The organism is Pseudomonas benzenivorans (assembly GCF_033547155.1).
GTDB classification, from domain to species: Bacteria; Pseudomonadota; Gammaproteobacteria; order Pseudomonadales; family Pseudomonadaceae; genus Aquipseudomonas; species Aquipseudomonas benzenivorans_B.
In genome coordinates this window covers 547,692-562,551 of sequence record NZ_CP137892.1, presented here as the reverse complement: position 1 = coordinate 562,551, position 14,860 = coordinate 547,692, and the positions used below count along the sequence as shown (strand labels likewise).

The 14,860-nt window shown below is 68.0% G+C and carries 14 protein-coding genes; 2 read left to right on the top strand and 12 right to left on the bottom strand.

The window, feature by feature from the left end; all coding sequences use genetic code 11:
• Positions 1-41: 41 nt before the first annotated feature.
• From hflC to SBP02_RS02580, 9 genes are all read right to left on the bottom strand, one after another.
• Positions 42-911 carry a protease modulator HflC gene (gene hflC, locus SBP02_RS02620; protein WP_318644868.1) on the bottom strand — a complete coding sequence of 290 codons (870 nt, stop codon included), beginning with the start codon at positions 909-911 and terminating at the stop codon, positions 42-44.
• A complete protein-coding gene (gene hflK, locus SBP02_RS02615) occupies positions 911-2,068 on the bottom strand; it encodes an FtsH protease activity modulator HflK (RefSeq protein WP_318644867.1) in 1,158 nt (385 codons plus the stop codon). The genes hflC and hflK overlap by 1 nt, the downstream gene beginning before the upstream one ends.
• Before the next feature lie 97 nt (positions 2,069-2,165).
• The gene (gene hflX / locus SBP02_RS02610; RefSeq protein ID WP_318644866.1) at positions 2,166-3,467 is read right to left on the bottom strand and encodes a ribosome rescue GTPase HflX; all 1,302 of its coding nucleotides are present in this window, start codon (positions 3,465-3,467) and stop codon (positions 2,166-2,168) included.
• A 13-nt stretch (positions 3,468-3,480) separates the two neighbouring features.
• The gene (gene hfq / locus SBP02_RS02605; protein WP_213639519.1) at positions 3,481-3,741 is read right to left on the bottom strand and encodes an RNA chaperone Hfq; all 261 of its coding nucleotides are present in this window, start codon (positions 3,739-3,741) and stop codon (positions 3,481-3,483) included.
• A gap of 98 nt (positions 3,742-3,839) precedes the next feature.
• Positions 3,840-4,805: a tRNA (adenosine(37)-N6)-dimethylallyltransferase MiaA gene (gene miaA, locus SBP02_RS02600; RefSeq protein WP_318644865.1), complete on the bottom strand. Its 966-nt coding sequence runs from the start codon at positions 4,803-4,805 to the stop codon at positions 3,840-3,842.
• Positions 4,806-4,835: 30 nt separating this feature from the next.
• Positions 4,836-6,713, bottom strand: coding sequence for a DNA mismatch repair endonuclease MutL (mutL, locus tag SBP02_RS02595; RefSeq protein WP_318644864.1), 1,878 nt, complete (start codon positions 6,711-6,713; stop codon positions 4,836-4,838).
• Complete coding sequence (locus tag SBP02_RS02590; protein ID WP_369960089.1) at positions 6,710-8,140, bottom strand: N-acetylmuramoyl-L-alanine amidase; 1,431 nt, start codon at positions 8,138-8,140, stop codon at positions 6,710-6,712. The genes mutL and SBP02_RS02590 overlap by 4 nt, the downstream gene beginning before the upstream one ends.
• A 6-nt stretch (positions 8,141-8,146) precedes the next feature.
• Positions 8,147-8,614, bottom strand: coding sequence for a tRNA (adenosine(37)-N6)-threonylcarbamoyltransferase complex ATPase subunit type 1 TsaE (gene tsaE, locus SBP02_RS02585; protein ID WP_318644862.1), 468 nt, complete (start codon positions 8,612-8,614; stop codon positions 8,147-8,149).
• The gene (locus tag SBP02_RS02580) at positions 8,611-10,101 is read right to left on the bottom strand and encodes an NAD(P)H-hydrate dehydratase (protein WP_318644861.1); all 1,491 of its coding nucleotides are present in this window, start codon (positions 10,099-10,101) and stop codon (positions 8,611-8,613) included. The genes tsaE and SBP02_RS02580 overlap by 4 nt, the downstream gene beginning before the upstream one ends.
• A 58-nt stretch (positions 10,102-10,159) precedes the next feature.
• Here SBP02_RS02580 and queG point away from each other — a divergent pair, with 58 nt between their 5' ends.
• The gene (gene queG / locus SBP02_RS02575) at positions 10,160-11,245 is read left to right on the top strand and encodes a tRNA epoxyqueuosine(34) reductase QueG (RefSeq protein ID WP_369960093.1); all 1,086 of its coding nucleotides are present in this window, start codon (positions 10,160-10,162) and stop codon (positions 11,243-11,245) included.
• On the opposite strand, the gene orn is transcribed toward queG, so the two are convergent.
• Positions 11,242-11,784, bottom strand: coding sequence for an oligoribonuclease (orn, locus tag SBP02_RS02570; RefSeq protein ID WP_318644859.1), 543 nt, complete (start codon positions 11,782-11,784; stop codon positions 11,242-11,244). The genes queG and orn overlap by 4 nt on opposite strands.
• Positions 11,785-11,841: 57 nt before the next feature.
• A complete protein-coding gene (locus SBP02_RS02565) occupies positions 11,842-12,564 on the bottom strand; it encodes a class I SAM-dependent methyltransferase (RefSeq protein ID WP_318644858.1) in 723 nt (240 codons plus the stop codon).
• Positions 12,565-12,757: 193 nt separating this feature from the next.
• Here SBP02_RS02565 and rsgA point away from each other — a divergent pair, with 193 nt between their 5' ends.
• Complete coding sequence (gene rsgA, locus SBP02_RS02560; protein WP_318644857.1) at positions 12,758-13,789, top strand: small ribosomal subunit biogenesis GTPase RsgA; 1,032 nt, start codon at positions 12,758-12,760, stop codon at positions 13,787-13,789.
• 49 nt (positions 13,790-13,838) lie between these two features.
• Here the strand turns inward: rsgA and motB are convergent, their stop codons facing one another.
• Positions 13,839-14,855: a flagellar motor protein MotB gene (gene motB / locus SBP02_RS02555; RefSeq protein ID WP_318644856.1), complete on the bottom strand. Its 1,017-nt coding sequence runs from the start codon at positions 14,853-14,855 to the stop codon at positions 13,839-13,841.
• Between the last annotated feature and the right edge of the window lie 5 nt (positions 14,856-14,860).

Below are 14,860 nucleotides of genomic sequence, written 5' to 3'. Positions count from 1 at the left end.
CGGTCACCCCGACGACCGGCTGGCGGCCGTCGGGGCATGCCTCATTGCTTGGACTTTTCCAGGTAACGGAAGAAGTCGCTCTTGGGGTCCAGCACCAGCACATCGCGCTTGTCCGCGAAGCTTTCGCGGTAGGCCCGCAGGCTACGGTAGAAGGAGTAGAACTCCTGATCCTGACCGTAGGCCTGGGCATAGATGGCGGCCGCCTGGGCATCACCCTCACCGCGCAGCTCTTCGGCCTGGCGGTAGGCCTCGGCCAGCAGCACCCGGCGCTGACGATCGGCATCGGCGCGGATGCCCTCGGCCAGCTCCTTGCCCTTGGCGCGGTGCTCCCGCGCCTCGCGCTCGCGCTCCGAGCTCATGCGATCGAACACGCTGCGGTTGACTTCCTTCGGCAGGTCGATGGCCTTGACCCGTACATCCACCACCTCGATGCCCAGCTCGCTCTGCGCAGCCCGGTTCAGCGAGGCGGTCACGTCGGCCATCAGCGCATCGCGCTCGCCCGACACCGACTCGTGCAGGGTGCGCTTACCGAATTGGTCGCGCAGCGAAGCCTCCAGACGCCGCGCCAGACGCTCGTCGGCGATCTGCTTGATGCCCGAGGTGGCGGTGTAATAGGCCTCGGCATCGAGCACCCGCCACTTGGCGAAGGCGTCGACCATCAGCGCCTTCTTCTCCAGGGTGAGGAAGCGCGAGCTGCTCGAGTCGAGCGTCAGCAGGCGGCCATCGAACTTGCGCACCTGATTGACGTACGGAATCTTCACATGCAGGCCCGGTTGCACGTCGGGCTCGACGATGCGACCGAACTGCAACAGCACCGCACGCTCGGTCTGAGCGACGATATAGAAGCTGTTCCAGGCGACGATCGCCAGCACCACGCCGACGATCAGGGCGATCAGCGATTTATTGCTCATCAACGGCTCTCCCTAGTACGCAGCTCAGGCTGACGCTGGCCACTACTGCTCATGCGCGCCCCGAGATCACCGGCAGCGGCGCCGGAGATGGCGCTCGGCGCGGAACTACTGCGACCGTCGATCATCTTGTCCAGCGGCAGATAGAGCAGGTTGTTCTGCCCCTTATCGCCCGTGACCAGGACCTTGCTGGTATTGCCCATCAGCTCCTGCATGGTGTCCAGATACAGACGCTCACGCGTGACTTCCGGGGCCTTGCGGTACTCCGCCACCAGCTTGCTGAAGCGATCGGCCTCACCCTGGGCGCGGGAAACCACCTCATCGCGATAGCCGCTGGCGTCCTCGATCATGCGCTGGGCCTGACCGCGAGCCTCGGGCACCACGCCATTGGCGTAAGTCTCGGCCAGGTTCTTCTCGCGCTGCTCGTCCTCGCGGGCGCGGATCACGTCGTCGAAGGCCTCCTGCACCTCGCGCGGCGCGGCGGCGCTCTGCACGTTGACCTGGGTCACCAGGATGCCGGTGCGGTAGGTATCGAGGAAGCGCTGCAGACGGTCCTTGACCTCGCTGGCCAGCAGCTCGCGCCCCTCGGTCAGCACCTGGTCCATCTCGGTGGAGCCGACCACATGGCGCACGGCGCTGTCGGTCGCGTGCTGCAGGCTGATCTCCGGCTGGTCGACGTTGAGCACGAAGTCCTGCAGGTTGCCGATCTTGTACTGCACGGTCAGCGGCACTTCGATGATGTTCTCGTCCTCGGTGAGCATCTGCCCCTGCTTGCTGTAGGCTCGCTCGCGGGTGACGTTCTCCTGGAACTTGCGATCGATCGGCGGGAAATAGATGTTCAGGCCCGGACCGACGGTCTCGTAGTACTTGCCGAAGCGCAGCACCACCGCCTGCTCCTGCTCGTCGACCACGTAGATCGCGCTGTACAGCCAGACCACCGCCAGCAAGCCGAGGCCGACGAACAGCAGGCCGAAGCCCCCGCTCTTGCCGGAGCCGTCATCATCGCCACGTTTCTTGCCGCCGCCGAACAGCCCGTTGAGGCTCTCCTGCAGCTTGCGGAAGGCCTCGTCGAGATCCGGCGGCCCCTTGCGGTCGCCGCCTCGGCGCCCACCCCAAGGATCCTGATTGTTCGAGTTGCCACCCGGCTCATTCCAAGCCATAGCGCTCTCCATACTGATAAAGCAAAGACGCGCCCACGGCGCGTCGGCCAATGCTACCCAATGCCCACCACCAGCGGCAAAGCCGCTGGTGCAGGCTTTATTGCAAAGTGTGTTGCTCGAGAAACTCCACTGGCTGCAACCCCTCGCGACTGACCAGGCGATTGAGCTCCACTCGCGGCAATCGCACCGCCAGCAGACTGCTGCCATCCTCGGCATGCCCCTCGCTCTGCACCGCGCCCAGGGCGAAGAACTGCGCGCGCAGGCGCCCCAGTCGCTGAGGCAGGCACAGGGTGCCGACGAACAGATCATCGCCCAGCAGCTCGGCGATCGCCTGCTCGAGCAGCGCCAAGCCACGCCCGTCCCGCGCCGACAGCCAGACCCGCTGCGGCCGGCCGTCGGCATCACGCTGGATCTGCGGCTCTACGCCTTCGAGCAGGTCCAGCTTGTTGTACACCTCCAGCATAGGCAGTTCCTGGGCACCGATCTCGCCCAGCACGGCCACCACCTGCTCGATCTGCGCCATGCGCTCGGGCTCATGGGCATCGATCACATGCAGCAACAGGTCGGAGTTGCTCGACTCCTCCAGGGTCGCCCGGAAGGCCTCGACCAGCTTGTGCGGCAGGTGGCGGATGAAGCCCACGGTATCGGCCAGCACGATCGGCCCCAGATCATCCAGTTCCAGACGGCGCAGGGTCGGATCGAGGGTGGCGAACAGCTGGTCGGCGGCGTAGACCTCGGAGGTCGTCAGGGCATTGAACAGCGTGGACTTGCCGGCGTTGGTATAACCGACCAGGGAGACCGAGGGGATGTCCGCCCGCCGACGCCCACGGCGAGCCTGCTCGCGCTGGCTGCGCACCTTCTCCAGCTTCTGCTTGATCTGGCGGATGCGCACGCGCAACAGGCGCCGGTCGGTCTCCAGCTGGGTTTCCCCCGGGCCGCGCAGACCGATACCGCCCTTCTGCCGCTCCAGGTGGGTCCAGCCGCGCACCAGCCGGGTACTCATGTGGTCCAGCTGTGCCAGCTCGACCTGCAGCTTGCCCTCGTGAGTGCGGGCGCGCTGGGCGAAGATATCCAGGATCAGCCCGGTACGGTCGAGCACACGACACTCGAAGACCCGCTCGAGGTTACGCTCCTGACTGGGAGTGAGGACGTGATTGAAGATCACCAGGTCGGCTTCGGCAGCCTTGACCAGGTCGCGCAACTCCTCGACCTTGCCGCTGCCGATCAGGTACTTCGCGGTCAGCCGACCGCTCGGCACGCTGAGGAAGGCCACCGCATCGGCGCCGGCCGAGAGGGCCAGCTCCTGAAACTCTTGCGGATCTTCGCGCGCCTCAGAGTCCTGGCCTTCCAGATGAACCAGGATGGCCCGTTCACCCCCTTCATGGCGCTCGAAGAACAATGCAGCCCCCTAGTCAGGCGTTACCGGGCTCGGCTTCAGCCTGCTCGGATTCGGAAGCGCTCGGCAGACGCACCGGGCGGCTCGGCACCACGGTGGAAATGGCGTGCTTGTAGACCATCTGGCTCACGGTGTTCTTCAGCAGAATCACGAACTGGTCGAAGGACTCGATCTGCCCCTGCAGCTTGATGCCGTTGACCAGATAGATGGAAACCGGGACGCGTTCCTTTCGCAGGGTATTGAGGTAAGGGTCTTGTAGCGAATGCCCTTTTGACATGTGCCGCACTCCTTTAAGGTCAAAACAATAATTTTAATAAACCAACAAACGGCTTTAAGCCGTCTTACCCCCAAGGATAGACGGCTCACGGCAAGGTCTTAGGCCAATATGGAGACCGTCGCCAGGTATTTCAAGGCTCGTGGCAGATTGTCGCAGTCCAGGCTATCGAGCCAGTGCACATCCGACCAACTGCGCAACCAGGTGAACTGTCGCTTGGCCAGCTGACGCGTGGCGATGATGCCGCGCTCACGCATCTGCGCCTCGCTCAGGTTGCCGTCCAGATAGTCCCACACCTGACGATAGCCGACCGACCGTATAGACGGCAGCCCCACGTGCAAGTCACCCCTGCGCCGCAGGCCTTCGACCTCGTCGACGAAGCCCTGTTCCAGCATCGCCTGAAATCGTTGCGCGATGCGGGCGTGCAGAACCTGACGCTGCGCTGGGGCGATGGCCAGGCTGGCGACAGTATAGGGGAATTGCCTCGCCGCCGAACCGGGATTTTCCGCGACCTGGCGCTCACGGTGCGCCGTCATCGTCAATCCGCTGAGGCGGTAGACCTCCAACGCCCGAACCAAGCGCTGCGGATCATTGGGGTGGATGCGCGCCGCCGATTGCGGATCCACCGCCTGCAACTCGCGATGCAGCGCCGCCCAGCCCTCGGCCGCCCCCCGCGCCTCCAGCTCGGCGCGCAGCTGCGGATCGGCGCTCGGCATGTCGGCCAGCCCCTCCAGCAACGCCTTGTAATACATCATGGTGCCACCGACCAGCAGGGGAATACGGCCGCGCGCGGTGATCTGCGCCATCGCCGCCAGGGCGTCGGCGCGGAACTCGGCCGCCGAATAGCTCTCGGCCGGGTCGCGGATATCGATCAGGCGGTGGGGAAACTCGGCCAGCACGGCCTTGTCGGGCTTGGCGGTACCGATATCCATGCCGCGATAGATCAGCGCCGAATCGACGCTGATCAACTCGCACGGCAATACCCGCGCCAGCTCCAGGGCCAGATCGGTCTTGCCGGCAGCCGTCGGCCCCATCAGGAAAATAGCCGGCGGCAGGCGCTCGGACATGTTCAGACCTTCTTCATGTGCACGAGCCAATCAACGGCCACGCAGGAACAGCTTGTCCAGTTCGTCCATGCCCAACTGCGTCCAGGTCGGCCGCCCGTGGTTGCACTGACCGCTGCGCTCGGTGTGCTCCATGTCACGCAGCAGCGCATTCATCTCCGGCAGGCTCAGACGGCGATTGGCGCGCACCGCGCCATGGCAGGCCATGGTGCCGAGCAGCTCGTTGAGGTGGGCCTGGATACGGTCGCTGGTGCCGTACTCGAGCAGGTCGGCGAGCACGTCGCGTACCAGCTGGGTGGCCTCGGCCTGCTTGAGCAGCGCCGGGATCTGCCGGATCGCCAGGCTTTCCGGGCCGAGCCGCTGCAGTTCGAAACCCAGGCGCTGGAACCAGGCGGCATGCTCCTCGGCGCAATCGGCCTCGCGTTGGCTGACGGCGAGCGATTCGGGCACCAGCAACGGCTGGCTGCGCAGGCCCTCGCTGGCCATGGCGACCTTGAGGCGCTCGTAGGTGATGCGCTCGTGGGCCGCATGCATGTCGACCAGCACCAGGCCCTGGACGTTCTCGGCGAGTATGTACACGCCCTTGAGCTGGGCGACGGCATAGCCGAGCGGCGGCACATCACCCTGGGCCTCGGGCAAGACGGCCGGGGCGACGCTCGGCGCCAGCGGCGCGAAATACTCGCGGTAGGCACCACGGGCCTCGGCCGCCGGCAGGGGGGCATCCGGGCGCGGCGCCTGATAGCCGGCGCCCGGCGAGCGCCATACGGAGTCGGCTGCGGGCTGCTCCAGCACGCTGGCGGCCAGGCCGATCTCACCCTGGGGGCCGAACTCGCCGGCCGCCTGGCCGCTCGGACGCACCACCCCGCCCACCGCCGCCGGCGCCGCCAGCTGGTCCTCCGGACGCACCTCGCCCAGGGAGCGGTGCAGGGTGCCATAGAGGAAGTCGTGGACCATGCGGCTGTCGCGGAAACGCACTTCGTGCTTGGTCGGGTGCACGTTGACGTCGACCACCGCCGGGTCGATATCCAGGAACAGCACGAAGGTCGGATGGCGACCATTGAACAGCACGTCGCGATAGGCCTGGCGCACCGCATGAGCCACCAGCTTGTCGCGGATCATCCGCCCGTTGACGTAGAAGTACTGCAGGTCGGCCTGACTGCGCGAGAAGGTCGGCAGCCCCACCCAGCCCCACAGGTGCAGGCCGTTGCGTTCGATCTCGATCGGCAGCGCCTGCTCGAGAAAGGCCGGACCGCAGACCGCGGCGACCCGCCGCGCGCGACCGGCCTCGTCGCTGGCCTCGTGCAGGGCCAACACCGCCTTGCCATTGTGGCGCAGATGGAAGGCCACATCGAAACGCGCCAGGGCCAGGCGCTTGATGACCTCCTGCAGGTGGTCGAACTCGGTCTTCTCGGTGCGCAGGAACTTGCGCCGCGCCGGGGTATTAAAGAACAGGTCGCGCACCTCCACCGAGGTACCCACCGGGTGCGCCGCCGGCTGCACCCGCGGCTGCATGTCGCGGCCTTCGGTTTCCACCTGCCAGGCCTGCTCGGCATCGGCGGTGCGCGAGATCAGGGTCAGGCGGGCGACCGAGCTGATCGAGGCCAGGGCCTCGCCGCGAAAACCCAGGCTCATGACCTGCTCGAGATCCTCCAGTTCGCGGATCTTGCTGGTGGCATGCCGCGCCAGCGCCAGCGGCAGGTCATCGGCGGGGATGCCGCTGCCGTCGTCGCGTACCCGCAACAGCTTGATGCCGCCCTGTTCGACATCCACCTCGATGCGCTTGGCGCCGGAGTCCAGACTGTTCTCCAGCAACTCCTTGATCACCGAGGCCGGCCGCTCGACCACCTCGCCGGCGGCGATCTGGTTGGCCAGCCGCGGACTGAGCAGCTGGATGCGTGCCGCGCCGCTCATGGTTGGGCCGCCAGGGCGGTCACGGGGATCTGCAGGGTCTGGCCGACCTTGATGACGTCCGAGCGCAGCGCGTTGGCGCTGCGCAGGCTCGCCAGGCTGACCTGGTAGCGCAGGGCGATCAAGGCCAGGCTCTCGCCGGCGCTGACCACATGCTCGCGCGGCCCCTGGGCGATCTTGCCGTTGTCGCGCAGCCAGGCCAGGTAGGTCCCCGGCGGCGGGTTCTGCTGGAAGAACTGCCGCACGCCGGTGAGGATCGAGCGCGACAAGGCCTGCTGGTGACTGGCGCTGGCCAGCTTGCGCGCCTCGTTGGGATTGGAGATGAAGCCGGTCTCCACCAGGATCGACGGAATGTCCGGCGACTTCAGCACCATGAAGCCGGCCTGCTCGACCCGCCGCTTGTGCAGGTGGGTGATCTGGCCCATGTTGCTCAGCACCTTCTGCCCGACATTCAGGCTGGACGACAGCGAGGCGGTCATCGACAGATCCAGCAGCACGCCGGCGAGCATGCGGTCCTTGTCGTCGAGGCTGACGTTGCCGGCGCCGCCGATCAGGTCGGACTGGTTTTCCGCATCCGCCAGCCAGCGCGCGGTCTCCGAAGTCGCGCCACGGTCCGACAGGGCATAGACCGAGGCACCGAAGGCCGCGGCCCGCGGCGCGGCATCGGCGTGAATCGAGACGAACAGGTCGGCGCCCTTCTTGCGGGCGATCTCGGTGCGCTTGCGCAGCGGGATGAAGTAGTCGCCGGTGCGCACCAGTTCGCCGCGAAAGCCCTTCTCGGCATTGATCTGGCGCTGCAATTCCTTGGCGATGGCCAGGGTCACATGCTTCTCGAACTGGCCCTTGACCGGCGACAGGGCCCCCGGGTCTTCGCCGCCGTGGCCGGCATCGATGGCGATGACGATATCGCGCTTGCCGCCGGGCACCGGGGTCAGCTTGGGCGGGGCCTGGGTCGGGGTGACCGGTACCGGCGGCGTGCGGGCGGCCGCCGTCGAGGGCAGGCTGGGCGCCGCGTCCGCCTCCTGGTCGAACAGGTCGACGACCAGGCGATGGCCGTACTGCTGGTTCGGTGCCAGGGTGAAGCTCTTCGGCGTGACCGACGCGGCCAGGTCGATCACCACGCGCAGGTCTTCTGCCGTGCGCTGCGCCGAACGCACGCCGGTGATCGGCGTATTGCTCAGGGCCAACTGGTCGAACTGGGTGGCGAGCTTGGCGCCACTGATGTCGATGACGATGCGCTCCGGGGCGCTCAGGGTGAAAACGCTGTGCTGTACAGGCCCGGACAGGTCGAACACCAACCGGGTGTTATCCGGTGCCCGCCACAGCCGTACGCTGCGTACATCCGAAGCGGCAAAAACCTCGGCGGCGAACGCCGCCAACACCACCCCAACCGCGATGAACCGCGCACCTACGCGCATAGCCAACCCCATTCTTGTTTATGCTCCGATGGCCAGGGCGGCACACCAGGCTTCGCCACGCGCACTGTGCGCCTGCAGGCGCAGCGAACGGCCGGCCGCTTGCGGGGTAATGGTAATGTCCAGGTCGGCCTTTGGCAAAACGCCGGCGCCACGTTGCGGCCACTCCACCAGGCACAGGGCATCGCCGGCGAAGTAGTCGCGGATGCCGAGAAACTCCAGCTCCTCGGGGTCGACCAGGCGGTACAGGTCGAAGTGGTAGGCCCGCGCCCCGTCGATTTCGTAGGGCTCAACCAGGGTGAAGGTCGGGCTCTTCACCGCGCCCACATGGCCCAGGCCGCGGATGATGCCCCGCGCCAAGGTGGTCTTGCCGGCCCCCAGATCGCCGTGCAGGTAGATCACCCCCAACCCCTTGCTGGCCTGGGCGATAGCCGCCCCCAGGGCGTACATGGCCGGCTCGTCGGCGGCATAGCGTTCTAGTTCGGTCACCCGTTCTGCTCCTGCATCAACTGACGAATGGCGGCGCACAGATCGCTCGCCGCCAACCCATACCCCTGGCCGGCCAACACCTCGCCGGCCCGGGCATGCAGCCACACCGCCAGGCTGGCCGCCGCCATCGGCGCCAGCCCCTGGCCCAACAGGGCGCCGATCAGCCCGGCGAGGACGTCGCCCAGGCCGGCGCCGGCCATCGCCGGATGGCCGCGGTCGCACAAGCGCAGATCCCCCTCGGGGTCGGCGACCAGGGTGCCGGCGCCCTTAAGGACGCACACCGTCCGGTAGCGCCGCGCCAGCTCCAGGGCGGCGGCCGGTCGGTCGGCCTGCACCTCGGCCGTGCCGACGCCGAGCAGGCGGGCCGCCTCCCCGGGATGCGGGGTGATCACACAACCGGCCGGCAGGCTGACCGCCCCGGCGACCAGCAGATTGAGGGCGTCGGCATCCCACACCTGGGGCACCGGCATGATCGCCGCCACCGACAGCAGGCTGCGCCCCCAGGCGCCCTGCCCCAGCCCCGGGCCCACTACCCAGACGCTGGCCGCCTTGCCGAGGGCCAGCAGCTGATTGGCCGAGGCCACCGCCGTGCCCATCACCTCGGGCAGGCGCGCCTGGGCCGCCGCCAGGTGCTCGCCACGGGTGGCCAGGGAGACCAGGCCGGCACCGCCGCGCAGGGCGCTCTGCGCCGCCAGCAGGGCCGCCCCGGCCATGCCGCGCTCGCCGCCGACCACCAGCACATGGCCGAGCTGGCCCTTGTGCACGGTGCACGGCCGCCTGGGCAGCCACGCCAAGCTCCCCGCGGCCAGGCGCCGGGCGATAAAGTCCTGCTCCGCGACCAGTTGCCGGTCGGCCTGCAGATCGGCGAACTGCAGTTCGCCGACCCAGTCCGGCGCCGCCCCGGTGAACAGGCCGATCTTCAGGCCGATCAGGGTCAGGGTCAGCTGCGCGCGCACGGCAACGCCCAGTACCCGACCGCTGTCGGCGCACAGGCCCGAGGGAATATCCACCGCCAGCACCGGCGCACCGCTGGCGTTGAGCAGGCGAATGACCTGGGCATAGGGCTCGCGAACCGCACCGCGCAGGCCGGTGCCGAGCAGCGCATCGACCACCACGCCCTCCAGCGGCGCGCACTCGCTCCAGGCCTGAATCGGCACGCCGGCCCCCTGCGCCTCGTCGCGTGCCCGCGCCGCGTCGCCCCGCAGCTGCGCCGAATCGCCGACCGCCAGCACCTTGACCTGCCAGCCGGCGCGCGAGGCCAGGGCGGCGACCAGGTAACCGTCGCCGGCGTTATTGCCGCGCCCGGCCAGCACGGTGACCACCCCGGTGTCCGGCCAGCGCCGGCGCAAGGCCCGCCAGACGGCATGGGCGGCGCGGCCCATCAACTCGAAGCCCGGCGTGCCGGCAGCGATCAGCCGGGCGTCCAGCGCCCGCACTTGGTCGGCGTTATACAGGGCTAGGGGGAGGTTGTCTGGCGAATGCGGCATGCGTCGGCTCCGATGTCTGGCAGAATTATACGCACCTCCACTCCGGTTTCTCTTCAGCATGTCCCTCTCCAGCGCCGATCTCGCCACCCTCGCCCAGTCGATCAAGGACTGGGGCCGCGAGCTGGGTTTCCAGCAGGTCGGCATCGCCGGGCTGGACCTGGGCGAGCACGAGGCGCACCTGCAGCGCTGGCTGGCCGCCGGCTATCAGGGCGAGATGGACTACATGGCGGCCCACGGCAGCAAGCGCTCGCACCCCGAGCAGCTGGTGCCGGGCACCCTGCGGGTGGTGTCGCTGCGCATGGACTACCTGCCCGGCGACACCCGCATGGCCGAGCGCCTGGGCCAGGCGGAGAAGGCCTATGTATCGCGCTACGCCCTGGGGCGCGACTACCACAAGCTGATCCGCAAGCGCCTGCAGCAGCTGGCCGAACGCATCCAGCAGGTCATCGGCCCGTTCGGCTACCGCGCCTTCGTCGACAGCGCCCCGGTGCTGGAGAAGGCCATCGCCGAGCAGGCCGGGCTCGGCTGGATCGGCAAGAACACCCTGGTGCTCAACCGCAAGGCCGGCAGCTACTTCTTCCTCGGCGAGCTGTTCGTCGACCTGCCGCTGCCGGTCGACGCGCCCCACGCCAGCGAGCACTGCGGACGTTGCAGCGCCTGCCTGGACATCTGCCCGACCCAGGCCTTCGTTAGCCCCTACCAGCTGGATGCGCGGCGCTGCATCTCCTACCTGACCATCGAGCTCAAGGGCTCCATTCCCGAGGAGCTGCGCACGCCGATCGGCAACCGGGTGTTCGGCTGCGACGACTGCCAGATGGTCTGTCCCTGGAACCGCTTCGCCCGCCCCACCGAGCAGGGCGACTTCCTGCCGCGCCACGGCCTGGACAACGCCGAACTGGCCGAGCTGTTCCGCTGGAGCGAGGAGGAGTTTCTCAGCCGCACCGAGGGTTCGCCGCTACGCCGCGCCGGCTACGAGCGCTGGCTGCGCAACCTGGCGGTCGGCCTGGGCAACGCGCCGTCGAGCATCCCGGTGCTCGAGGCGCTGCAGGCGCGGCGCGAGCACCCCTCGGCGCTGGTGCGTGAGCATGTCGAATGGGCGCTGGCCCAGCATGCCGCGCGCGGCGCCCCGGTGGGCGGGGGTTAGACCTTGAGGAAGTGTTCGCGGTAGTACTTGAGTTCGGCGATGGACTCGCGGATATCGTCCAGCGCCTGGTGGCTGGCCTTCTTCTGAAACCCTGCCTTGAGCTGTGGCGCCCAGCGGTCGGCGAGAATCTTCAGGGTGGTGACATCCAGATAACGGTAGTGGAAATAGGCTTCCAGGTCCGGCATGTAGCGATACAGAAAGCGCCGGTCCTGGGCAATGCTGTTGCCGCAGATCGGCGACTGCCCCTTGGGCACCCACTGCTCGAGGAAGGCTAGCGTCTGGGCCTGGGCCTGGGCCGGACCGATCGTGCTCTCGCGCACGCGCTTGGTCAGGCCGCTCTCACCATGAGTGCGGGTATTCCACTCGTCCATGCCGGCGAGCGCCTCATCGCTCTGATGGACCGCGATCACCGGCCCCTCGGCCAGCACATTGAGCTCGCTGTCGGTGACGATGGTGGCCATTTCGATGATGACGTCTTTCTCCGGGTCCAGACCGGTCATCTCCAGGTCGATCCAGATCAGGTTCTGTGGGTTCTGCATGCTGCGCTCCTCGGCTGGGATCGCCAGTTTAGCGAATAAATCGCCGGGCCACGCGCCTCAGTCGCCGCCCATGCGCCACAGCAGCAGGCGCGACTGGCGCCAGTCATGCAGATCGATGACGCGCTCGGCAGGCACCCCGGGCACCTCGAAACTGTTGCTGAGCAACCAGCTACCCGGTTTCATCTGCGCCCGGGCCTTGTCCCACAAGGCAGCCATGGGTGCCGGGGAAAGAAAGCAGTACACCACCTCGAAGGCGGACAGGTCGGTGCGCCACAAGCTCTGGTAGCGCACCCGGCAGTTGCCCTGCGCCAGGCAGCGCAGCCAGGCGATGGCGAAGGTCAGGGGCGCGGTCTCGACGCCGACGAACTGCGCCGCGGGGAAGCGCCGGGCCAGGTACAACAAGGTGCCCGCCGGGCCACAGCCGAGGTCGACGAAGCGAAACTCGGCGCCGCGCTCGGCGAGCAGCGTCAAGAGTTGCTCACGACAGCGCGCGCCACTCAGGTACAGCGGCACCCCCTCGACCGCGCTGTTCCAGTTGATCAGCAGCAGCAGGACGAAGCCGGCGAGGAACACCCAGGATGGCAGCGCCGCTCCACTGGCCAGCAGCAGCGCCGGGACGAACAGCAGGTTCAGCCACCACCACCAGCGCGCCAGCCCCAGCCAGCGACCGATACTCGCGGCCAGCAGGCCCTGGACCAGCCCGGCGCCCAGCCAACTGGGCCGCCAGTCGCCCCAGCGCGCCGCCAGATAGATGGACGCGGCGACCAGCAGGGTCGCCATCAGCTGCGCCAACAGCGCCAACAGCGCCGGTCGGCGCCCGAGCCATGCCCTACTCTCGCCCACTCCTCAGCCCCTCCGCTCCAGGTCACCGCGCAGTGTACCCGCCGCCTCGGCCTGCCGCAGCAGGCGAGCGCTGCGATTGCGCGTGCTAAACTCGCGCCGTTTTTAACGCGACTCAACCCTCGAGACCCCCATGGCCAAACGCCGACTCAACCGCCGACAAAGCTGGCGCATCGACAAGATCCAGGGCGAGCGCGCCGCCCGCGCCGCCAAACGCGAGTCCCAGGCCGTGCAGATCCTCGAGGGCGGCGACCTCGGCCCGGAGCAGACCGGCTTGGTCATCGCTCACTTCGGTGTCCAGGTCGAGGTCGAGGCCCAGGAAGGCGAGCTGGCCGGCCAGGTGTTCCGCTGCCACCTGCGCGCCAACCTGCCGACCCTGGTCACCGGCGACCGGGTGGTGTGGCGTCCGGGCAACCAGGGCATCGGCGTGATCGTCGCGCAACTGCCGCGCAGCAGCGAGCTGTGCCGCCCGGACATGCGCGGCCAGCTCAAGCCGGTGGCGGCCAACGTCGACCTGATCGTCATCGTCTTCGCGCCACTGCCCGAGCCCCACGCCAACCTGATCGACCGCTACCTGGTGGCCGCCGAGCACGCCGGCATCCGTCCGCTGCTGCTGCTGAACAAGGCCGACCTGATCGATGCGCAGAACGGCCCGGCGCTCGACGCCCTGCTCACGGTCTATCGCCAGCTCGGCTACCCGCTGCTGGAGGTTTCGGCCCATCAGGGCGACGGCATGGAAAGGCTCAAGCAACGGCTCGATGGCCATGTCAGCGTATTCGTCGGCCAGTCCGGGGTGGGCAAGTCGTCCCTGGTCAACAGCCTGCTGCCCGGCGTCGATACCCGCGTCGGCGCGTTGTCGGAGCTGACCGGCAAGGGCACCCACACCACCACCACGGCAAGGCTGTTCCACTTTCCCGGCGGCGGCGAGCTGATCGACTCCCCCGGCATCCGCGAGTTCGGCCTGGTGCACGTCAGTCGCGACGACGTCGAGGCCGGCTTCATCGAGTTCCACGAGCTGCTCGGACACTGCCGCTTCCGCGACTGCAAGCATGACCGCGAGCCCGGCTGCGCCCTGCTCAAGGCCCTGGAAGAGGGGCGCATCCACCCGCAGCGCATGGCCAGCTACCGGCACATCCTCGCCAGCCTGCCCGAGGCGGACTACTGAAACGACCAGGCCGCGAACATTCGCGGCCTGGTCGAAAGCACCCGCGCCATCACTCGCCCGACTGATCGAACTGCAGCACGCCGTCCTCGAAGATATTCAGGCGCTGACGCAGCTCCGCCGCCGGTACCGGCTCGGCCGCTGCCGGCTCCGGCTGCCCCCCCGGCGCGGGCGCATCTTGCCCGGCGCCCTCGCCCGGCCCCTGCTGCTCGCCCTCGATGGCGCGCTGGGCCTTCTTGGTCAGCACGGTGATATCGATGCGCCGGTTGACCGGGTTGAGCGGATCGTTGCGGTCGAACAAGGCCGAGGAGGCATAGCCGACCACCCGAGCCACCTGCCCCTCGTCGTAACCACCGGCCACCAGCACCCGCCGCGCCGCGTTGGCACGGTCGGCCGACAGCTCCCAGTTGCCGAAGTCACCCCGGCCGGCGAAGGGCTTGGCATCGGTATGGCCGCTGATGCTGACCTTGTTCGGCACCGCGCCGATGGTGTCGACCAGGGCCAGCAGGATGTCTTCGAAGTAAGGCTGCAGCCGCGCGCTGCCCAGGTCGAACATCGGCCGGTTGGCCGCGTCGACGATCTGGATACGCAGGCCGTCCTGGGTGATCTCGAACAGGATCTGGTCTTTGAAGCGCTGCAGCTGCGGGTCCTGCTCGACCTTGTTCTGCAGCTCCTGCAGCAGGAGCTCCAGGCGCTCGCGCTCCAACTCTTCGGCCAGCGCCTCGGCCTCCTGGGCGTCGAGCGCGCCTTGCTCCGCCTCGTCGTTGCGCTCGTTGTCGATCGGCTCCTGCGTCTCCGGATTGAGGGTGCGGTCCGGCGAGGGCGTGGGCGAACCGCCGAGGTCGATCACATAGGGACTGGCACTCTCGGAGAAGCCTATGGGGTCCTTGAAGTAGCCGGAGATCAGCTTCTTCTGCTCCGGCGAGGCCGAGGACATCAGCCACATCACCAGGAAGAACGCCATCATCGCCGTGGCGAAGTCGGCGAAGGCGATCTTCCAGGCGCCGCCATGGTGGCCGCCGGCGGTCTTCTTGACCCGTTTGACGATAATCGGCTGGTTGTTTTCCATGATTC

Bases quoted from the DNA above. Each gene is read 5' to 3' on its own strand.
- SBP02_RS02590 (WP_369960089.1), bottom strand. From the start codon at position 8,140: ATGGGGTTGGCTATGCGCGTAGGTGCGCGGTTCATCGCGGTTGGGGTG.
- rsgA (WP_318644857.1), top strand. From the start codon at position 12,758: ATGGCCAAACGCCGACTCAACCGCCGACAAAGCTGGCGCATCGACAAG.
- miaA (WP_318644865.1), bottom strand. From the start codon at position 4,805: ATGTCCGAGCGCCTGCCGCCGGCTATTTTCCTGATGGGGCCGACGGCT.
- queG (WP_369960093.1), top strand. From the start codon at position 10,160: ATGTCCCTCTCCAGCGCCGATCTCGCCACCCTCGCCCAGTCGATCAAG.
- SBP02_RS02580 (WP_318644861.1), bottom strand. From the start codon at position 10,101: ATGCCGCATTCGCCAGACAACCTCCCCCTAGCCCTGTATAACGCCGAC.
- SBP02_RS02565 (WP_318644858.1), bottom strand. From the start codon at position 12,564: ATGGCGACCCTGCTGGTCGCCGCGTCCATCTATCTGGCGGCGCGCTGG.
- mutL (WP_318644864.1), bottom strand. From the start codon at position 6,713: ATGAGCGGCGCGGCACGCATCCAGCTGCTCAGTCCGCGGCTGGCCAAC.
- hflC (WP_318644868.1), bottom strand. From the start codon at position 911: ATGAGCAATAAATCGCTGATCGCCCTGATCGTCGGCGTGGTGCTGGCG.
- hflK (WP_318644867.1), bottom strand. From the start codon at position 2,068: ATGGCTTGGAATGAGCCGGGTGGCAACTCGAACAATCAGGATCCTTGG.
- orn (WP_318644859.1), bottom strand. From the start codon at position 11,784: ATGCAGAACCCACAGAACCTGATCTGGATCGACCTGGAGATGACCGGT.
- hfq (WP_213639519.1), bottom strand. From the start codon at position 3,741: ATGTCAAAAGGGCATTCGCTACAAGACCCTTACCTCAATACCCTGCGA.
- motB (WP_318644856.1), bottom strand. From the start codon at position 14,855: ATGGAAAACAACCAGCCGATTATCGTCAAACGGGTCAAGAAGACCGCC.